The 19,112-nt window shown below is 71.6% G+C and carries 15 protein-coding genes; 8 read left to right on the forward strand and 7 right to left on the reverse strand.

Annotation, left to right across the window (positions count from 1 at the left end):
* Positions 1 to 37 precede the first annotated feature (37 nt).
* The 5 genes from B0675_RS20495 to B0675_RS20515 all read right to left on the reverse strand — a co-directional run bounded on the left by B0675_RS20495 (position 38) and on the right by B0675_RS20515 (position 7,124).
* Positions 38 to 2,566, reverse strand: coding sequence for a CBM35 domain-containing protein (locus B0675_RS20495; protein WP_081220263.1), 2,529 nt, complete (start codon positions 2,564 to 2,566; stop codon positions 38 to 40).
* Between the two features lie 155 nt (positions 2,567 to 2,721).
* Positions 2,722 to 3,606 (reverse strand): carbohydrate ABC transporter permease, encoded by an 885-nt coding sequence (locus tag B0675_RS20500; RefSeq protein WP_081220264.1) that lies wholly within the window; start codon positions 3,604 to 3,606, stop codon positions 2,722 to 2,724.
* A gap of 11 nt (positions 3,607 to 3,617) precedes the next feature.
* On the reverse strand, positions 3,618 to 4,613 hold the full coding sequence (locus tag B0675_RS20505; protein ID WP_241539824.1) for a sugar ABC transporter permease: 996 nt from the start codon (positions 4,611 to 4,613) through the stop codon (positions 3,618 to 3,620).
* Between the two features lies 1 nt (position 4,614).
* Positions 4,615 to 5,970, reverse strand: coding sequence for an extracellular solute-binding protein (locus B0675_RS20510; RefSeq protein ID WP_081220265.1), 1,356 nt, complete (start codon positions 5,968 to 5,970; stop codon positions 4,615 to 4,617).
* A 146-nt stretch (positions 5,971 to 6,116) separates the two neighbouring features.
* The gene (locus tag B0675_RS20515) at positions 6,117 to 7,124 is read right to left on the reverse strand and encodes a LacI family DNA-binding transcriptional regulator (protein WP_081221908.1); all 1,008 of its coding nucleotides are present in this window, start codon (positions 7,122 to 7,124) and stop codon (positions 6,117 to 6,119) included.
* A 152-nt stretch (positions 7,125 to 7,276) separates the two neighbouring features.
* Here B0675_RS20515 and B0675_RS20520 point away from each other — a divergent pair, with 152 nt between their 5' ends.
* The 3 genes from B0675_RS20520 (at position 7,277) to B0675_RS20530 (ending at position 10,173) form a co-directional block, all read left to right on the forward strand.
* Complete coding sequence (locus tag B0675_RS20520; RefSeq protein WP_081220266.1) at positions 7,277 to 8,125, forward strand: DUF429 domain-containing protein; 849 nt, start codon at positions 7,277 to 7,279, stop codon at positions 8,123 to 8,125.
* A 315-nt stretch (positions 8,126 to 8,440) separates the two neighbouring features.
* Positions 8,441 to 8,989 carry a carbonic anhydrase gene (locus tag B0675_RS20525; protein WP_081220267.1) on the forward strand — a complete coding sequence of 183 codons (549 nt, stop codon included), beginning with the start codon at positions 8,441 to 8,443 and terminating at the stop codon, positions 8,987 to 8,989.
* Between the two features lie 197 nt (positions 8,990 to 9,186).
* Positions 9,187 to 10,173 (forward strand): acyl-CoA dehydrogenase family protein, encoded by a 987-nt coding sequence (locus tag B0675_RS20530; protein ID WP_081220268.1) that lies wholly within the window; start codon positions 9,187 to 9,189, stop codon positions 10,171 to 10,173.
* Between the two features lie 17 nt (positions 10,174 to 10,190).
* Here the strand turns inward: B0675_RS20530 and B0675_RS20535 are convergent, their stop codons facing one another.
* Positions 10,191 to 10,877, reverse strand: a complete 687-nt coding sequence (locus B0675_RS20535) for a GntR family transcriptional regulator (protein ID WP_107482688.1) — start codon at positions 10,875 to 10,877, stop codon at positions 10,191 to 10,193.
* A gap of 360 nt (positions 10,878 to 11,237) precedes the next feature.
* Between B0675_RS20535 and B0675_RS20540 the strand changes: the two genes are divergently transcribed.
* The 5 genes from B0675_RS20540 (at position 11,238) to B0675_RS20560 (ending at position 17,463) form a co-directional block, all read left to right on the forward strand.
* Positions 11,238 to 11,717 (forward strand): NAD(P)H-dependent oxidoreductase subunit E, encoded by a 480-nt coding sequence (locus B0675_RS20540; RefSeq protein WP_081221909.1) that lies wholly within the window; start codon positions 11,238 to 11,240, stop codon positions 11,715 to 11,717.
* Entirely contained in the window at positions 11,714 to 13,327 is a 1,614-nt protein-coding gene (locus B0675_RS20545; RefSeq protein WP_081220270.1) for an NADH-quinone oxidoreductase subunit NuoF, read from the forward strand. The genes B0675_RS20540 and B0675_RS20545 overlap by 4 nt, the downstream gene beginning before the upstream one ends.
* Complete coding sequence (gene fdhF, locus B0675_RS20550) at positions 13,324 to 16,194, forward strand: formate dehydrogenase subunit alpha (protein WP_107482689.1); 2,871 nt, start codon at positions 13,324 to 13,326, stop codon at positions 16,192 to 16,194. The genes B0675_RS20545 and fdhF overlap by 4 nt, the downstream gene beginning before the upstream one ends.
* A 1-nt stretch (position 16,195) precedes the next feature.
* Positions 16,196 to 16,408: a formate dehydrogenase subunit delta gene (locus B0675_RS20555; protein WP_239155169.1), complete on the forward strand. Its 213-nt coding sequence runs from the start codon at positions 16,196 to 16,198 to the stop codon at positions 16,406 to 16,408.
* 122 nt (positions 16,409 to 16,530) lie between these two features.
* Positions 16,531 to 17,463: a LysR family transcriptional regulator gene (locus B0675_RS20560; RefSeq protein ID WP_081220271.1), complete on the forward strand. Its 933-nt coding sequence runs from the start codon at positions 16,531 to 16,533 to the stop codon at positions 17,461 to 17,463.
* A gap of 26 nt (positions 17,464 to 17,489) precedes the next feature.
* Here the strand turns inward: B0675_RS20560 and B0675_RS20565 are convergent, their stop codons facing one another.
* Positions 17,490 to 19,079 carry a FadD7 family fatty acid--CoA ligase gene (locus B0675_RS20565; protein ID WP_081220272.1) on the reverse strand — a complete coding sequence of 530 codons (1,590 nt, stop codon included), beginning with the start codon at positions 19,077 to 19,079 and terminating at the stop codon, positions 17,490 to 17,492.
* Between the last annotated feature and the right edge of the window lie 33 nt (positions 19,080 to 19,112).

The raw sequence follows: 19,112 nt of genomic DNA on the forward strand, positions 1-19,112 counted from the left end.
CTGCGGGGCGTGGCGACCGGGCCCGCGTACGAGGGGGCTACCAGCCGGAGTTGCCGGAGCCTCGGTTGACGGTGAAGCCGCCGGCGAGGTTCAGGCCGCCGGACGCCGTGCCGGTCACGGTCACGCCGGAGAAGGTGCCGGAGCCCGCGGAGTTGATCTCGATCCCGTAGGCGCCGGTCTTGTCGATGGTCAGGTTGCTGACCGTGAGGTTGCTGACCGTGAGGTTGCTGACGGTCTTCTGGTAGGAGATGAGGACCGCGCTGTAGGTGGAGTCGAGGATGGTGTTGTCGGTGACGTTCACCGGGGCGGTGATGTCGGAGGCGTCGGCGTAGATCCACAGGGCGCCGAACCTGCTCTGCCAGTTGGGCTCGTAGCCGCCGGTCCTGGTCAGCGTGTTGCGGGCGACCGTCGTGGTGCCGGCGAAGGGCAGCGGGGCCGGGTTGAAGTTGCGGGTGCTGATCGCGATGCCCGCGGAGGCGGTGACCGTGTCGGAGATCAGGCTGTCCTCGATGCGGTTGCCGCTGCCGCCGTAGATCGCCGCGCCGTTGGCGAGCAGCGGGACCTGGACCGTGTCGAAGCGGTAGGCGGAGTCGGTGACGGCCTGGGCCTCGGAGAACATCGCGAGCGCGTCGTCACCGGTGTTGCGGACACTGGAGTTGGAGATCTCGGTGCCGGCGGTGCCCTTGTGGAGGTTGACGCCGTCGGCGAACGTGTCGCGGATGCGCAGCCCGCTCGCGTACAGGCCGTTGGTGGGTGCGTCGATCCACAGGCCGACCTTGGTGTGCTCGATCCAGACGTTCTGGACGGTGGAGCCGTTGCCGAAGTCGCCCTCGACGGCGGTGTCGAAGCCGGCGTCGTCCCGGTAGGTGACGTCCCCGGAGATGCTCAGGTCCTGCACCGTGTTGGTGCCGCCCTGGCCGAAGAGGCCGCCCTTGCCGTTCTTGCCGCGCAGTACGGTGTACCACTCGCCCGCGCCGCGCAGCGCGATGCCTGTGAGGTTGACGTGCCCGGAGATGTCGTACGTGCCGGACGGCAGCCAGAGTCCCTTGCCCTGGTTCTTGGCGGTGGCGACGGCGGAGTTGAGGGCGGCGGTGTCGTCGGAGCCGTCGTCGGCGGTGACGCCGAGCGTGGTGGCGGAGACGAATCCGGCGGGCATGGCGTAGGCGGCGGGAGCGGTCTCGGTCTCGACGAGGTCGAGGGTGTAGGAGGAGGCGGTGTCCGTCGCGTCCTTCTGGAACTTGAGCACGGTGCCCGCCGGGAGGGTGCTCGCCAGCCGGACGTGGACCTCGTCGAAGAAGTGGTGCCCGGACCCTTGCGAGGGATCGTTGTTGTAGGGGTAACCGCCGTACACCCAGGAGTACTTGTCGGTCAGGGTGATGTCGCGGAGGTGGGTTCCGGCCGAGTACAGGCTCAGGGGCGTCTCGTAGGCGGAGCCCGAGGCGCTGTCCGGGATCGAGTAGCGCAGGGTGAGGGCGTTGGCCGGCTTCGACAGGGTGAACTGGACGTACTCACCAGTCTGGTCGAGGACGACGGCCTTGCGGCCCGAGGCCTCCGATGCGGTCTTGAGGTAGGTGCGGTCGGGGCCGAGGACGGAGCCGTTGGTGCTGCCGTTCTCCGCCTCGTAGGTCGTGTACGGGACGGTGGCGCCGCGGGTGGCGTTCGCGGCGGCAGCGGTGATGTTCAGGCCGTCGAGCTGGAGGTTGCCGTTGTCGCCCGATTCCCGGCGCAGGGTGAGGTTGTTCAGGCCGGCGCGCAGGGGCGCGTCGGTCGTCAGGGTCTGCCAGGCGCCGGAGGTGGCGGGCAGCGAGAGCCGGCGGACGGTGAGACCGTTGGCGACCAGGGTGATCGTCGCGGCGGTGGCGTCGGGCGTGCGGTAGCGCACGTCGAAGGAGTAGCTCTTGGCCTCGGCCGCGTTGACGGCGAAGGCGGCGCGGGCGCCGGTGGTGCCGAACCCGGTGAGGTAGCCGCTGCCGGTGTAGCCCGTGACGGAGGACGCCCTGGTGGGGCCGCCGGAGGCGAACGCCTTCTCCGCCTCGTGCGTCACGCTGCCCGTGGGGGCGGTGGGCGTGATGGCGGTGACGTTGTCGAGGTTGATGTTCCCGCTGTCGGAGGACGTGAAGGTCAACGCGACGGTGTTGGCGCCCTTCTGGTAGGTCAGGGCCTCGTCGGTGGTGGACCAGGTGTCCCAGTTCGCCGTCGCGGGGAGGCTGATCTGCCGGACCTTGCTGCCGTTGACGTACAGGCTGAGCGTCATGACGGCGGTGGTGCCGTTGGCGTACCGGATCTTGAGGGATCCGCTGCCCGCCACCGCCGAGGAGACGGTGAACGACGTGGACGCGGTGCCCTTGTGGCTGTCGGTATAGCCGCCGACGTAGCCGGTGCCGGTGTAGCCGGGGTGCTCGGTCTCGGTGACCGCCCCGCCGGTGCGGGTGGCCGACTCGGCTTCCAGCGTGGTGGACGCGGCGTGGGCCCTGGGTGCGGCGACCACGAAGAGCAGCGCGGCCAGCAGGGCGAGGAGCAAGGGGGGAACGAGTGCTCTGGCGCGGATTCCCGGTGATCGTGACATGGCGATCTGTCCTTCCGTCGGGGCGGCTCGCCCGTGGGGGTTCGGTTCGGACGGGAAAGGGGCTGCCCGGTCGCGGGCAGCGCTCGGCCGGGGAGGCGGGCCGAGGGGAGCGGGGGAGGGGGAAACGAGAGGTACCGGTGGGAGGGGTGCGGGGGTCAGCCCTTGAGGCTGCCGGCGGTGAGGCCCGTGATGATGTGGCGCTGGAAGATGAGGAAGAGCACCAGCAGGGGGACGGAGGCCATGACCATCCCGGCGAGGAGCTGGTTGGCCGGCATGAACTCCGCGAGACGGCCGAGGGCGACGGTGATCGGCTGCTTCGACGGCTCGGGCAGCACGAGCATCGGCCAGAGGTAGTCCTTCCAGACGCCGACCACGGCGAATATGGAAACGACGGCGAGGACCGGACGGGACAGCGGCAGCACGATCGAGACGAGGACGCGGACCGGCCCCGCACCGTCGATGCGCGCCGAATCCAGGAGCTCGCCCGGGATCTGGTCGAAGAACCGCTTCAGGATGAAGATGTTGAAGGCGTTGGCCGCCGCCGGGAGCCAGATCGCGAAGGGCGTGTTGATGAGGTTGACGTGCACGAGCGGCACGTCGGTCACGGTCAGATAGGTCGGGACGAGCAGCGCCGACACCGGCAGCATCAGTGTCGCCAGCATCATGCCGAGGACGATGTTGCCGAGCGCCGGGCGCAGTTTGGACAGGGCGTAGGCGGCGGACACGTCGATGACGAGCTGGAACAGCCAGGCGCCGAGGGCGAGCAGCAGGGTGTTGAGGAAGTAGGTGCCGAGTCCCACGTTGGTCCAGGCGTCGGCGTACGCCTCGGGGTGCCAGGTGTGGGGCAGCAGCGTCGGGTCCGGGTCGGCGAGTTCCGCCGACGACTTCAGCGCGCCGGTCGCCATCCAGTAGAGGGGGAAGACGAACGCGAGCGTGAAGCCGGTCAGGGTCAGGGTGAGGACGGTGCGGTAGAGGATCCTGCCGGTGCGGCGGGTCATCTCGGTGGGCGCGATCAGGGTGCGTTCGGCGGTGCCGGCCATGTCGGTTCCTCTCAGCCCTTGGTCCGGGTCAGCCGGAGATAGACGGCCGCGAAGGTGCCGAGCACCACGAAGAGCACGGTGCTCATGGCGCTGGCCATGCCGAAGTCGTTGTAGATGAAGGCGTAGCGGTACAGCAGGAGCAGGACGGTGACCGTCGCGTCGTCGGGGCCGCCGCCGGTGAGGACGTACGGCTCGATGAAGACCTGCATCGTTCCGATGATCTGGAGCAGCAGCGTGATCATCAGGATGAACCGTGTCTGCGGCAGGGTGACGTGCCACAGGCGTCGCCGGACGGAGGCGCCGTCGATCTCCGCCGCCTCGTACAGCTCGCCGGGGATGCCGCCGAGCGCCGCCAGGTAGATCAGCGTGGTGGTGCCCATGTTGGCCCAGGTCGACACGAGGACCAGCGAGACCATCGCGAGGTTCTCGGACTCCAGCCACTGCTGTGCCGGCAGGTGCACGAGTTCCAGCGCGTTGTTGAAGAGGCCGGGGCCGGGATCGGAGAACCAGCGCCACAGGAGCATCGTCACGATCGGCGGGAGCATCACCGGCAGGTAGACGGTCATCCTCAGGTACGCGCGTCCGTGCCGGAGTTCGTTCAGCACGACCGCGGTGAGGAAGGGGGCCGCGAAGCCGAAGACCAGGGCGAGCAGGGTGAAGTAGCCGGTGTTGCGCCACGCGGTGACGAAGAGGGGGTCCTCGAAGAGCCGCCGGAAGTTGTCCCAGCCCACCCATTCGGCGGGCCGGGCGAACGTGACCTGCTGGAAGCCGAGCAGCCAGCCGCGGACGATCGGGTACCAGGAGAACAGGGCGAAGCAGAGCACCCCCGCGGTCAGGAAGGCGTACGCGACGAGGTTCTCGCGGAGGCGCCGGCGCCGCCGGGACGGGCTCGCCCCGCCCGGCGCGGACGCGGACGGTGCCGCGTCCTTCCGGGCGGTGGGCGGTGCCGTCGGAGCGGGCGGGTGACGTGGGGAGTTCGGGGTCGGGGTGAGGGGGTGCACGGTCATGTCACTTGACCGTGGCGAGTATCGAGTCGACCTTCTTCGCGGCGTCGCCCAGCAGGTGGCCGATGTCCGCGTTCTCGCGCGTGAGCACCGCCTGCATGACGCTGTCGAGGACCGTGTAGATCTGCTGGGCGTTCGGCGGCTCGACCTTCTGCGTCAGACCGCTGTTGCGCTCCATGAACGGCTTGTAGTTCTCCTGCGGGACGGTCGCGTACCGGGCGTGGACCGCGTCCACCTCGGCCTGCGTCCGGGCGGTGAAGAGCCGGTCGAGCGGCAGGCCGATGGGCACGTCACCGCCCTTGGCGCGCTTGTCGTCGTGCTGGGTGCGGTCGGGGTTGAGGTATTTCCACTGGATCCACTGGACGCCGGCCTTGATCTGTTCGGGCGTGGCCTTCGGGTTGAACATGAAGCCGTTGCCGCCGCCCAGGGTCGCGGTGCCGGGCATGGCGGCCACGCCGAACTCGGAGTACTTGCGCTCGAACTGCTTGACGATGGTGGGGATGTTGTCGGGGCCCGCCATGTAGATGCCGAGCTTGCCGGAGCCCATCATCTTCTGGACGTCCTCGATCTGGAGCAGCTGGCGGGTGCCCATGCTGCGGTCGGTCCAGCGCATGTCGTGCAGGTGGGTCAGCGCCTGTCGTCCCGCGTCACTGTCGAACGCGGCCTTCCAGCGGCCCCCTTGGCGGGTGGCGATGTCGCCGCCGAGCGAGTACACCCACGACGTGAGGTGCCAGCCGCCCTGGTTGTTCTTGCTGTAGTCGGCGTATCCCACGACGCCGTCGCCGAGCGCGGTGATGCGCCGTGCCGCCTCGCGGACCTCGTCCCAGGTCGTCGGCGGCTTGTCGGGGTCGAGTCCGGCCTTCTTGAACAGGTCGCGGTTGTAGATCAGGCCGAGCGAGTACTGCCCGTTCGGCAGGCCGTAGATCTTGCCGTCGGGCCCGGTGAAGACCTTCTTGAACGCGGGAGCGACGTCCTCGACGTACGGAACCCCCTTGAGGTACGGCGTGATGTCCGCGCCCTGCCGGCGCTGGATGAGGCCGGAGGGGTCGGTGAAGTAGACGTAGTACACGTCCTCCAGCTGGCCGCCCGCGAGTTTGGCCGAGAAGGTCTTCGGGTCCATGTAGCCCTCGCGGGCGTCGATCCTGATGTCCGGGTGACTCTTCTCGAAGTCCCTGACGTCCTGCTCGTACCACTTGCGGTCGACGGGCTGCGTCTTCGGCGGCATGCCGTTCACGGAGATCGTCACCTTGCCGCCCTTCCCCTCGGACGACGAGGAGCCGCCGCACGCGGAGAGTCCGAGAGCGAGCGTCGAGGCGATACCCGCACCGACGAAGCCGCGGCGGGAAAGAGAGTCGGCCATACGATCAGCGCCTTCCTGAAGTGAGCCCGGGGACGCCGGTTCCCGGGCAGCAGCGATGACGCAGACCGTAAAAGCTGGCACGCAAATCGTCAATGAAAGTACGCAAAAAATTGATCGTGCTGACGAAGTCGGCTGACGCGATGTCGCTAGCGCGGGCGGGCGGCGGTCGATCCGCGCACGATCAACTCCGTTCCGAAGAGCAGGGGTTCGGCCGGTGGCGGCTGTCCGTTGAGCTGGGTGACGAGCGCCGTGATCGCCGCGTCGGCCATCGCCTGCACCGGCTGCCGCGCGGTCGTCAGGGGCGGATCGGTGGCGACCATGAACAGGGAGTCGTCGAACCCGACGACGGAGAAGTCCTCCGGCACGGCCAGGCCCTGGCGCCGTGCTCCGCGGATCACGCCGAGTGCCAGGGCGTCGCTCGCGCACACGACCGCGGTGACGCCCCGGGCGGTGAGTTGGGGCACCGCCGTGGCGCCGCCCTCCATCGAGAACATCGTGTGCGCCACCCAGCCGTGCCACTCCTCCGGCGGCACTCCGCGGGCGCGCCAGAAGGCCGCGTACCCGGCCAGTTTCCGCGCCGACGGAACGTGCCCGATCGGTCCCGCGACCAGGCCGATCCGCTCGTGACCCAGGGCGGTGAGGTGCGTCAACGCCTGTTCGGCGGCCTGTGCGTCGTCCGCCGACACCTGGGCCGGGCCGCGGTTCTCGTCGGCCGCGTTGATCAGCACGAGGGGGGTCCTGCGGTCGCGCAGCGCCCTGCTCTGCTCGGGTCCGGCGTCGGCGTAACTGGACCCCACGAAGACGATGCCGCCGATGTTCTGCCCCAACAGCCGCTGGATGTAATGCGCTTCGGAGGACCCGTCCGCGGTGCGGGTGCAAAGCACGGGTATCAGCCCCTGCTTGTTCAGACGTCCGGCGAGCGCCTCCGTGAACGCGGGGAACACCGGGTTCTGCAGCTCGGGCACCACCAGGCCGACCAGCGGCGCACGTTCGGTCCGGCCGGCCGCGGGGCGCTCCAGGCCGAGCACGTCGAACGCCCTGAGCACCTTGTCCCGGGTGGCGGGCGCCACGACCGAACTCCCGCTCGCCACCCGGCGGACGGTCACTTCACTGACGCCGGCGAACGCGGCCACCTCGGAGAGTCTCGTTGTCACACGGGTACTGTACAGCTGGTAACGCAAAACAGAATCAGTTCTACGCAAGAAAGTGACAGCAATGGTGGGCGGGTGATCGGACCGGTGATCGGACCGGCGGTCCGGGAGGACGCGTCCCCGCTCACGGCCCGTGGGGCGGGTACAACCGGCCCATGGCGCTTGAACGGTTCATCGGCATCGACCTCGCCTGGGCCCACGACGAGGCACGGGCCCGGCCCAACGAGACGGGTGTGGCCGTCATCGACGGAGAGGGCGAGATCCTCGACTGCGGCTGGACCCGGGGGATCGACGGGACGGCGGAGTGGATCGCGTCGGTGGCGGGGGGCGGGGCGTCGTCCCTCGCCTTCGTCGACGCCCCGCTCGTGGTCGACAACCCGTCCGGACAGCGGCCCTGCGAACGGGAGGTCGGCCGACGCTACGGGCGCTGGAAGGTGAGTGCGAACAGCACGAACCAGGCGTCCCCGCGGCTGGCCGGCGTTCTGCTCCTCGACCGGCTGCGTGCGGCGGGCTGGAGGTACGACGACGGCCGGGGCGGTCCGCCGGACGACGGGGGTGCCCTGTCCGAGTGCTACCCGTACACGACGCTGGTGGGCGCGCCCGAGCTGGGCTACCCGCTGTCGCGGCCGACGTACAAGCGGCGTCCCGCGAGTGTGCCGACGGCACGGTGGCGCGCGGTGCGGGCGGAGGTCTGCGACGAGCTGATCGCCCGTCTGGCCGGCCTCGCGACGGTGGACCCTCCGCTGCGGCTCGATTCGCACCCGGTCGCACGCCGCCTGCTCGACGAGCCGACGCCCGAGGCGGCCGGCGCCTACAAGCACCGCGAGGACCTCATCGACGCGCTGCTGTGCGCGTGGACGGCTTCCCTCTGGGCCCGCCACGGCCTGACGCGCTGCCAGGTGCTGGGGCCGGGGGAGTCCGCCGGTCCGGAGCCTGCGGGAGGCGTGGCCACGATCATCGCGCCCGCCCGGCCGGAGCAGCGGCGGGACGGCGCCGGGCGGTGATGGCGAAGCCGGTGGCGGTTCCGGCCGTCTGGACACCGTGCGGCCGACGGTTCAAGAATGCTGGTTCCTGGATACCGTATGCATCATCCTGACGCGTGTTCGCGCGATGCCCGTTCGCCGCGACTGCTCCTGCGCGGAGCGGTCGCGGCGGGACCGCAGGCCCGGACGCCGGGGCCGCGGCCCGGGCGGAGGCACTGCGGGCTCCACGCGCGCCGGCGCCTTCGGCCCGGTGACGTGTGCCTGTGGCGTCGTCGCGTGGGCATGCTCACCGACGCGGTACTCCTTTCGAACCCGACCGGAGTGAGGTGGCCCAGCATGACTCCAGCACCCCGACTCGCCCCGTCCATCGACGATCCGCCCGGTGACGGCTCGGTCATCGACCGCCTGGTGGCGGCCAACCGCACCTACGCCGCAGGGTTCGTCGACCCGGGCATGGGCGCCCGGCCCGTCCTGCGGGTCGCCGTCGTGGCCTGCATGGACGCCCGGATCGATCTGCATGCCGCGCTCGGTCTCGAACTGGGCGACTGCCACACCGTGCGCAACGCGGGCGGAGTCGTCACCGACGACACCATCCGCTCCCTGACGATCAGCCAGCGGGCCCTCGGCACACGCAGCGTGATACTGATCCACCACACCGGCTGCGGCCTGGAATCCCTCACCGAGGAGTTCCGGCACGAGCTGGAGATGGAGGTGGGCCAGCGACCGGCCTGGGCGGTGGAGGCCTTCCGTGACGTCGACCAGGACGTACGGCAGTCGATGCGGCGCGTGCGGACCTCGCCGTTCCTGCCGCACACCGACGACGTGCGCGGCTTCGTCTTCGACGTCACCACGGGGCTGCTGCGGGAGATCGACCCCGGCAGCTGAGTCCTGGGGCGTGTTCGCGGGCCCCCTCGGCGTGCCGTCGAGGGGCCCGCGGCCGTCACGGCCCGTCACCGTCCGATTCCCTGCACCGTCCTCTGGCGCACCGAGCTCCCCATCGGCATACTGTATGCAATCCTTGGGAGGGTGCTTCTGCGTGCTCCCGGGGGAAGCCGGTCCGGATTCCAGAAGGGGGTCACCCCGTGTCGTACCGCAGTTCTCTCTCCGCGGTCCTCGCCGATGTCGTCGCGCCCGCCGCCGAAGTGACCGGTGAGCAGGGCCGGTTCCCGCGTGCGGCCGTGACGGCCCTCGGCCGCGCCGGGCTGCTCGGGCTCACCGCTCCCCCGGCCGACGGCGGTGGGGGCCGAGGGTGTGCGGAGGCCGCCGAGGTGGTGGCGCGGACCGCGCGCGTCTGCCCGGCGACCGCCGCCGTGCTCACCTCCCACTTCGCCGCGGTCGCCGCGCTGGGGGCGTACGGGAACCCCTGGCTGCGGGGCGAGATCGCCGCCGGACGGCACCTCGCCACGCTGGCCCTCGGGGACATCGGCCCCGAAGGGCTCCGCGCCGAGGAGGGGACGGGGCGGCGGCACCTGCGGCCCCGGGGAGGCGGCTCGACCGCCGTCCGCTCCGGTGGTGTCGTCGCCCTGCGGGCCCGGCGGTACGGAGTGGTCGCCGCGGGTGAGGCGGACAGCTATCTCTGGTCGTCCGAGGCCCTGGAACCATCTCGGCCGGCCGTGCCGGGGTCCCTCTCGGGGCGCAACCGGCGGACGGACCGGGGCACCGTGACCCTGTGGGTCGTTCCGGCCCACGCACCCGACCTGTTCGTCCCGGCGCGGCCCGACGGCGGGGGGCCCGGCGGCAGCGGGACCTCGTCCGTGTGCGCGGACCCGGTGCTCGTTCCGGCCGACGCGATGCTCGGACCGGACCGCGGGGGAGGGGACATCGTCCTCGGCGTCGTGCGGCCCTGGCTGCTGGAACTGACCGCCGCGATGGCCGCGGAGGTGCCGCGAACCCGGGAAGTGCCCTGCGGGGAGCACGGCTTCGCGGACACGCGTACCGGCACCGGCCCGTCCCGGAGTGCGGGCGCGGGTGACGTCCGGTCCGGAGCCGGTCCGGCCGGGGCCGCGCGGTCGGAGGACGCCGGCCTCGCCCCCGCGGGCCGCTCCGCCGGAACCCTCGCGCCGACGTGAACCGGGCCGGCTGCCGCCTACGCCCGACCGCCCGCCGCGATCTGCTTGCGGTAGAAGCCCGTGGTGCGCTCGGTGTGCTTGCGCATCACCTCGCCGGCCCGGTCGGCGTCGCCCTTGGCGATGGCCCTGATCAGCTGGGCGTGTTCGTTCCACGCCTCCTTGCCGCGCGGGCGGGCGATCGGCGTGTAGTACCAGCGCACCTTCTGGCCGACACCGGAGATGAGTTCGGCCAGGACGTCGTTGCCCGCCACCGAGGTGATGAAGGCGTGCAGGGCCGTGTTCGCGGCGACCAGCCGCTCGACGTCCCCTTCGGCGAGCGCGTCCACGCCCTCCTGCTGCAGCTCCCAGAGCCGCTCGATGTCCTCGGGCTTCGCGTTCTGCGCGGCGAGCTGCGCCGAGTAGGTCTCCAGGACCGCCCGGACACCGAGGAGTTGGGCTGCCTCCTCCTCGGTGGGGGAGTGGACGAACGCGCCCTGGGCGGGACGCAGGTCCACCCAGCCGTCGGTCTGGAGCCGCTGCAACGCCTCGCGGACGGGCTGGCGGCTGACGCCCAGGTGCTCGGCGAGCTCGGCCTCGACGAGGTGTTGGCCAGGCTTGAGGGAGCCGCTGACGATCAGCTCGGTCAGAGCGTCGTACACGGCCTGGCGCAGTGGTGCCGGGCGGGTGACGCGCCGGGCCGCGGCGGCCGTGAGTGCCTCGCGCATGGGAGCCCCCGTTCTGCCACCGGGCCCGCGGGCCGACGGCTCTGCCAAGTGGTGGCCGCCGAGTCGGTCGCCGACGGCCCGGTCAGCATACAGGTTTTGGTATGCAGGATGGCGGGCTCCTCCGGAAGGAATCCCCAGGTCGGCCGCTGGTTCCGACGTGCGGCGCACCGCCGTAGAGGCCCCGGAGCGCGACGGCGGCGGGCGGCGCCGGAACGACGTATCCCTCCGGGCGGCGCCAAATCCCTCTCAGGAAGCCGCGATTGATGATGATTGAGTTCTGTATACAGAAGCCTGTATGAGGTATCGTCCAGTCTCCCGCGAGCATCGCCGGGAGCCCGCGTGACGGAAGGCGGAGCGATCATGACGACCAGCGCGAGCGACGTGACGGTCGAGGGCGTGGTCCGCAGAGCGGCGGCCGGCCACCGGGACCAGCGCGGTGCGCTGCTGCCCGTACTGCACGCCGTGCAGGCCGAACTGGGGCATGTGCCGCAGGAGGCGATCCCGGTGCTCGCCGACGAGTTCAACCTCTCCCGGGCCGATGTCCACGGGGTGGTGACCTTCTACCACGACTTCCGCCGCGAGCCCGCCGGGCGCACCCTCCTGCGCATCTGCCGGGCCGAGGCGTGCCAGGCCCTGGGTGCCGAGGGCCTGATGACCTACGCCCGCGAGGCGGGACTTGCCCCCGGAGAGACGACCCCCGACGGTGCCGTGACCGTCGAGCAGGTCTTCTGTCTCGGCAACTGCGCCCTCGGCCCTGCGGTCGAGGTGAACGGCCGCCTGCACGGCCGCGTGACCCCGGCCCGGCTGGGCTCGATCCTCGACGGGACGGTCTCCGCATGAACGACACCACGCACCCGGCCGCCACGGTCTACGTCCCCCGCGACTCGGCGGCCCGGTCCGTCGGCGCGGACGACGTGGCGACCGCCCTCCAACGGGCCGCGGATCGCGGCGACTTCACGCTCGATGTCGTACGCAACGGATCGCGGGGCATGCTCTGGCTGGAACCCCTCGTCGAGGTCGTCACCCCTCGCGGCCGCATCGGATACGGCCCCGTCGCCCCGTCCGACGTCGAGGACCTGCTCGCCTCCGGTCTCCTCGACGGCGCCGACCATCCGCTGTGCCGCGGAGTGGTGGACGAACTGCCCTGGCTGGCACGCCAGAACCGCGTCACGTTCGCCCGCGTCGGCGTCACGGACCCGCTGTCGCCCGAGGACTACGTGGCGCACGGCGGCATCGAGGGGCTGCGCACCGCGCTGGAGCGCCCGCCCGCCGACGTGGTCGCCGAGGTCACCGCGTCCGGACTGCGCGGCCGGGGCGGCGCGGGATTCCCCGCCGGCATCAAGTGGAAGACCGTCCTGGACTGCCCGGACGAGCTCAAGTTCGTCTGCTGCAACGCCGACGAGGGCGACAGCGGCACCTTCGCCGACCGGATGGTCATGGAGGGCGACCCGTTCCTGCTCATCGAGGGCATGACCATCGCCGCGCACGCCGTCGGGGCGACCGAGGGCTACCTCTACATCCGCTCGGAGTACCCGGACGCCGTCGCCTCGATGCGCGCCGCGATCGGCATCGCCCGTGAACAGGGCTGGCTCGGCACGGGCATCCTCGGCTCCCCGCTCGACTTCGACCTGCACGTCCGTGTCGGCGCGGGCGCGTACATCTGCGGCGAGGAGACCTCCATGCTGGAGAGCCTGGAGGGCAGGCGCGGCACCGTGCGCGCCAAGCCGCCGATCCCCGCGATCGAGGGCCTGTTCGGCCGACCGACGGTCGTGAACAACGTCCTCACGCTCGCGACGGTCCCCGTCGTGCTCGCCGCGGGCGCGGCCGCGTACCAAGAACTCGGCGTCGACCGCTCCCGCGGGACCCAGGTCTTCCAGCTCGGCGGCAACATCGCGCACGGCGGCATCGTCGAGACCGCGTTCGGCGTCACCCTGCGCGAACTGGTCGAGGACTACGGCGGCGGTACGTTCACCGGGCGCCCGGTACGCACGGTGCAGGTCGGCGGCCCTCTCGGCGCCTACCTGCCGCCGTCGATGTTCGACCTGCCGATGGACTACGAGGCGTTCGCCGCCGCGGGCGCGATGGTCGGGCACGGCGGGGTCGTGGTCTTCGACGACACCGTGGACATGGCGGCCCAGGCCCGCTTCGCGATGGAGTTCTGCGCGGCGGAGTCCTGCGGCAAGTGCACGCCGTGCAGGGTCGGTTCGGTACGGGGTGTCGAGGTGATCGACAAGATCGTGGCGGGCCAGCACCGGGACGAGAACCTGGCCCTGCTCGAGGACCTGTGCGACCTGATGACCGACGGATCGCTGTGCGCGATGGGCGGCCTCACGCCGATGCCGGTGCGGAGCGCCCTCGCGCACTTTCCCGACGACTTCCTCGCCCGCGGAGCGGGACAGGGAGCCCCACCCGAGCCGACGAGCGGCGTACGCACGGAGGGCACGGCATGACACTGCTCAAGGAACCCGACTTCGGAACCCCGGAACGGCCCGGCGCGGCCACGGTGTCCGTGGAGGTGGACGGACTCCCGGTGACGGTCCCCGAGGGCACCTCGGTGATGCGCGCCGCCGCCCTGGCCGGCGTCGACATCCCCAAACTGTGCGCCACCGACAGTCTGGAGCCGTTCGGCTCCTGCCGGCTGTGCGTGGTGGAGATCGACGGCAGGCGCGGCACCCCCGCGTCCTGCACCACACCGGTGGCGGCCGGGATGCGGGTGAGCACCCAGACGCCGAAGGTGGAGAAGCTCCGTCAGGGCGTCATGGAGCTGTACATCTCCGACCATCCGCTGGACTGTCTCACCTGCCCCGCCAACGGCGACTGCGAACTCCAGGACATGGCGGGCGTGGTGGGACTGCGGCAGGTCCGCTACGGCGTCGAGGGGGAGAACCACCTCGACACCGAGAAGGACACCTCCAACCCGTACTTCGACTTCGACGCCGCCAAGTGCATCGCCTGCTCCCGCTGCGTGCGGGCCTGCGGCGAGGTGCAGGGCACGTTCGCGCTGACCATCGAGGGACGCGGCTTCGACTCCAAGGTGTCGCCCGGCGCCGGCGAGACGTTCATGGACTCCGAGTGCGTCTCCTGCGGTGCCTGCGTCCAGGCCTGCCCGACCTCCACCCTTCAGGAGAAGTCGGTGGTCGAACTCGGCATGCCGACCCGGTCGGTGGTCACCACCTGCGCGTACTGCGGGGTCGGCTGCTCCTTCAAGGCCGAGCTGCGCGGCGACGAACTCGTGCGGATGGTGCCGTACAAGGACGGCGGCGCGAACGAGGGCCACTCCTGCGTGAAGGGCCGCTTCGCCTTCGGGTACGCCACCCACCCGGACCGGATGCTCAAACCGATGGTCCGCGACCGGATCACCGACCCGTGGCGCGAGGTCGACTGGGACGAGGCGATCGGCACCGTCGCCCGCCGGATGCGGGACATCCAGGCGCGGTTCGGGCCCGGTTCGATCGGCGCGATCTCCTCGTCGAGGTGCACGAACGAAGAGGTCTACGTCGTCCAGAAGATGGTCCGCGCCGCCTTCGGCAACAACAACATCGACACCTGCGCCCGGGTCTGCCACTCCCCGACGGGATACGGGCTCAAGCAGACGTTCGGAGAGTCGGCCGGCACCCAGGACTTCCGGTCCGTCGCCGAGGCCGACGTCATCATGGTGATCGGCGCCAACCCCACCGACGGACACCCGGTGTTCGCCTCGCGGATGAAGCGCAGGCTCCGCGAGGGCGCCCAGCTGATCGTCATCGACCCGCGCCGCATCGACCTGGTGCGCTCACCGCACGTCGAGGCCGCGCACCACCTCCAGCTCAGGCCCAGCACCAACGTCGCCGTCGTCAACGCCCTGGCCCACGTGGTCGTCACCGAGGGGCTCGTCGACCGGCCCTTCGTGGAGAGCCGGTGCGAGGGCTTCGAGGAGTGGGCGCGTTTCGTCGCCCTGCCCGAGAACAGCCCGGAGGCCACCGAGGAGATCAGCGGGATCCCCGCCGGCCAACTCCGCTCCGCCGCACGCCTGTACGCCGGGGCACCGAACGGCGCCATCTACTACGGCCTCGGCGTCACCGAGCACAGCCAGGGCTCCACCATGGTCATGGGGATGGCGAACCTGGCCATGGCCTGCGGCAACATCGGACGCGACGGCGTCGGGGTGAACCCGCTGCGCGGCCAGAACAACGTGCAGGGCTCCTGCGACATGGGGTCCTTCCCGCACGAGCTCCCCGGCTACCGGCACGTCTCCGACGACGCGGTCCGCGAGGTGTTCGAGAACCTGTGGGGCGGCACGCTCCTCGCCGAACCGGGCCTGCGCATCCCCAACATGTTCGACGCCGCGATCGACGGCACCTTCCGCGGACTGTTCGTGCACGGCGAGGACATCGCACAGTCCGACCCCAACCTCCGGCACGTCACGGCCGCCCTGGAGGCGATGGAACTCGTCGTCGTGCAGGACCTGTTCCTCAACGAGACCGCCAAGTTCGCCCACGTCTTCCTGCCCGGCGCCTCCTTCCTGGAGAAGGACGGCACCTTCACCAACGCGGAGCGCCGCATCAACCGGGTGCGCGCCGTCATGAAACCGAAGACGGGCAAGCACGAGTGGCAGATCGTCTGCGAGATCGCCACCGCCATGGGCTACCCGATGGCCTACGACCACCCGGCCCGCATCATGGAGGAGATCGCCTCGGTCACCCCGACGTTCACCGGGGTCTCCTTCGAGGTGCTCGACAAGCTGGGCAGCGTGCAGTGGCCGTGCAACGCGGCGGCTCCCGACGGCACACCGGTCATGCACGTGGACGCCTTCGTACGGGGCAAGGGCAGGTTCGTCGTCACCACGTACGTGCCGACCAAGGAGCGCTCCACCCGGCGCTTCCCGCTGGTGCTCACCACGGGGCGCATCCTCAGCCAGTACAACGTCGGCGCGCAGACCCGGCGCACCGGCAACGTCGCCTGGCACCCGGAGGACATCCTGGAACTGCATCCGCACGACGCCGAGGTGCGCGGCATCACCGACGGCGCGCTGGTCACGCTCGCCAGCCGGGTCGGGCGCACGACCCTGCGCGCCGAGATCTCCGACCGGATGCCGGCCGGCGTCGTCTACACCACGTTCCACCACCCCGTGACCGGCGCCAACGTGGTGACCACCGAGAACTCCGACTGGGCCACCAACTGCCCCGAGTACAAGGTGACCGCCGTCCAGGTCGGCCTCGTGCACCCCCTCGGCCGCGCCGGCGCGCCACCCGGGGGGACGGGGGACACGGCACCGGGACCCCGCGCGAACGGGGCCCGGAAGGCCGCCGGCGACGACGCGCTCACGGCGGTGGACTGAGATGACGGGGACCGTCCCGGCGGAGCGCCGGATGGCGAACGACATCGCCCTGAACCTGGGACACCTGCCCGGGGACGAGGCGGCACAGGCGGTCGCCGGGCACATCGGCCGGTTCTGGGACCCGCGCATGCGGTCCCGGCTCGTCGCGGACGTCGACGCCGGCGCCGACGGACTGCATCCGCTGGTGGTCGCGGCGGTACGGCTCCTGCGCTGACCGGGGCCGTGCACGGAAGGACGCGGGAGGCGGCCGGATCGGTAGGCTCGGGATGATCACGGGGCAGCCGGCCGGCCCGTCCGCGGTGCCGGGGTGCGGCGCGAGCGAGAGAGGAGTCGTGCATGCTGTTCCGGCAGCTCGAGTACTTCGTGGCGGTGGCCCGCGAGCGGCACTTCGCGCGGGCGGCGGAGTCCTGCTACGTCTCGCAGCCCGCGCTCTCGGCGGCGATCGCCAAGCTGGAGCGGGAGTTGAACGTCACGCTCATCAACCGCGGCCACAACTACCAGGGTCTGACCCCCGAGGGCGAGCGGCTCGTCGTGTGGGCCAAGCGCATCCTCGCCGAGCAGGACGCGTTCAAGGCCGAGGTGGCCGCCGTGCAGTCGGGCATCACCGGCACCCTCCGCCTCGGCACCGACCCCACCGCCTCCACCACCCTCGCGATGCCCGTCGCCGCGTTCTGCGCCGCGCACCCGCTGGCCAAGGTGCAGGTCCGCTCCCGACTGTCGACGAAGGAACTCCACCGCCAGCTCCGCGACTTCGAACTCGACGTGGCGATCGCCCACTTCGACCCGGGCGACCAGGAGGGCCTCCAGGTCGTCCCGCTGTACCAGGAGCGCTACATGCTGCTGGTCTCCGACGACCAGCTGACCGCGCAGGCCTCCACGATGACCTGGGCGGACGCCGCCCAGCTGCCGCTCGCGCTGCTGACCCCGGACATGCGCATCCGGCAGATCGTCGACGGTGTGTTCGCGGACAAGGGCTTCGTGGTGACCCCGCAGGTGGAGACCGATTCGATCGCCTCGCTGTACGCGCACGTCGGCGGCGGCGAGTGGGCGAGCATCGTCCCGCACACCTGGCTGCGCGCGATGCCGGTGATCGGCAGGACACGGGCGCTGCCGCTGGTCGACCCGGAGGCGGGCGCCCAGGTGTCGGTGGCGATCCACGCGGCGACCCCCGGATCGGTGGCCGCCCGCGCCTTCGTGAACGCGGCGACGGGCCTCTCCCTCGACGACTTCTTCGGCAGACCCCTCACCGCGGAGCACCGCGTGCGCTGAGCCGGGACACGACCGCCGCCCCTCGTTCAGCGCGCGAACCGGGCCGCGACCGCCCGCCGGTCGAGACCGCCCTTCGCGGTGTACGGCAACGCCGCGACGAACACCAGCCGTTCGGGCACCTCGAAGGGGGCGAGCCGCTCACGGCAGTGGCGCAGCACCTCGTCGGCGCCCGCGCACTCCGGGTCGCGAACGACCAGAGCCGCGCCGACCCGCTGCCCGTACACGGCATCGGGGAGGGCGAACACGGCGGCCTCGGCGACGCCCGGGCAGCCCGCGAGGACGTCCTCCACGTGCTCCGGGGAGATCTTCTCCGTACCGCGCCTGATGACGGTGGTGATCCGTCCCGTCAGACGGAGATGACCGTCCTCGTCGAGGGACCCGAGGTCTCCGGTGCGCAGCCAGCCCCCGGAGAAGCCGCGCGCCGTCTCCACGGGGTCGGCGAGATAGCCGCGGGCCACCGTGGGCCCGGACAGCCACACCTCGCCCTGCACCCCGGCCGGGCACGGCCGCCCCTCCCGGTCGACGACCCGCACCGCCACGCCCGTCGGCCGGCCGGCCGACCCGTGCTTGAGGACGCCGTCCTGCGGCAGCGGTTCACTGGTCGCCTGGTGGGTGGACTCCGTCATCCCGTAGGCGGAGAGCAGCGGGGCACCGAACGCGCGCTCCAGGGCCCGCTGCGTGGCCGGGTTGAGCGGGGCACTGGAGCTGCGGACGAAACGCAGCGGCGGACCCTGGGGCGCGGGATGTCCGAACTCCGCCCGCTCCAGCAGGACCTCGTGCAGGCTCGGGACCGCGGTGAACCAGGTGGCGGACGCCGCCCGCATGTCGTCCCAGAAGGTCCGCGCGGAGAACCGGCCCCCCGCGGGCAGCAGGACGCCGCCCCCGCCGGCCAGCGACGCCAGGAGGGACGCGAACAGGCCGTGCCCGTGGAAGAACGGCATCACCGCGACGGTCGCGTCCCCGGGTCCCAGCCGGTAGGTGGCGCAGATGCCCCGCACGGAGGCGGTGACGTTCGCCTGCGTCAACGGCACCATCCGGGCCCGGGCCGCGGTTCCGGAGGTGTGCAGCACCAGGGCGTCGCCGGAGGTCAACTCATGTGCGGCTCCCCCTGCTTGACGGGGGGCGGCGGCCAGGTCGGCGACCAGGGCCGCCGTCCCGGCCGGGGAGACCTCCACCCGCAGCGGCCAGGCCGGGACCCGGAGCGGTGCGAGGGGCGGGCCGCCGTCCGCCGAGGGGCCGAGCAGGACGGCGGGGACACCGAGCGCGTCGAGCCGTGCGGCGAGTTCGGGCGCGGGCAGCGCCGGGTCCAGCGGAGCGGCCACCAGTCCGGCCCGCGCCGCGCCGAACAGCGCGACGACGAACTCGGCGGTGCCGGCCGCGACCAGACCGATCGGGTCACCCGGGCGCAGTCCGGTGGCGGCGAGCCGCGCGGCCAGGTCGCCGGCCAGCGCCGACAGGTCCCGGAACGACACCGGCCGCCGGCTCGCGCCCACCACCAGGGCCCGAGCGCGCGGGCGTTCCCGCGTGGGCCGGTCCAGCAGGTCGGCGAGGCCGGTCAGTTCGGGAGGACGGTACCCGTCCGCCGCACGCGCCGACGCCGAGGCCGGAACGGCCATGACCCCACCTCCGTCCCCCAGGTCCGACGGAGC

The organism is Streptomyces sp. M41(2017) (assembly GCF_002078175.1).
GTDB lineage: Bacteria > Actinomycetota > Actinomycetes > Streptomycetales > Streptomycetaceae > Streptomyces.

What these genes read in the sequence shown, in the direction of transcription:
- B0675_RS20495 (WP_081220263.1), bottom strand. Translation starts at nt 2,566, where the DNA reads ATGTCACGATCACCGGGAATCCGCGCCAGAGCACTCGTTCCCCCCTTG.
- B0675_RS20500 (WP_081220264.1), bottom strand. Translation starts at nt 3,606, where the DNA reads ATGGCCGGCACCGCCGAACGCACCCTGATCGCGCCCACCGAGATGACC.
- B0675_RS20505 (WP_241539824.1), bottom strand. Translation starts at nt 4,613, where the DNA reads ATGACCGTGCACCCCCTCACCCCGACCCCGAACTCCCCACGTCACCCG.
- B0675_RS20510 (WP_081220265.1), bottom strand. Translation starts at nt 5,970, where the DNA reads ATGGCCGACTCTCTTTCCCGCCGCGGCTTCGTCGGTGCGGGTATCGCC.
- B0675_RS20520 (WP_081220266.1), top strand. Translation starts at nt 7,277, where the DNA reads ATGGCGCTTGAACGGTTCATCGGCATCGACCTCGCCTGGGCCCACGAC.
- B0675_RS20525 (WP_081220267.1), top strand. Translation starts at nt 8,441, where the DNA reads ATGACTCCAGCACCCCGACTCGCCCCGTCCATCGACGATCCGCCCGGT.
- B0675_RS20535 (WP_107482688.1), bottom strand. Translation starts at nt 10,877, where the DNA reads ATGCGCGAGGCACTCACGGCCGCCGCGGCCCGGCGCGTCACCCGCCCG.
- B0675_RS20540 (WP_081221909.1), top strand. Translation starts at nt 11,238, where the DNA reads ATGACGACCAGCGCGAGCGACGTGACGGTCGAGGGCGTGGTCCGCAGA.
- B0675_RS20545 (WP_081220270.1), top strand. Translation starts at nt 11,714, where the DNA reads ATGAACGACACCACGCACCCGGCCGCCACGGTCTACGTCCCCCGCGAC.
- fdhF (WP_107482689.1), top strand. Translation starts at nt 13,324, where the DNA reads ATGACACTGCTCAAGGAACCCGACTTCGGAACCCCGGAACGGCCCGGC.
- B0675_RS20555 (WP_239155169.1), top strand. Translation starts at nt 16,196, where the DNA reads ATGACGGGGACCGTCCCGGCGGAGCGCCGGATGGCGAACGACATCGCC.
- B0675_RS20560 (WP_081220271.1), top strand. Translation starts at nt 16,531, where the DNA reads ATGCTGTTCCGGCAGCTCGAGTACTTCGTGGCGGTGGCCCGCGAGCGG.
- B0675_RS20565 (WP_081220272.1), bottom strand. Translation starts at nt 19,079, where the DNA reads ATGGCCGTTCCGGCCTCGGCGTCGGCGCGTGCGGCGGACGGGTACCGT.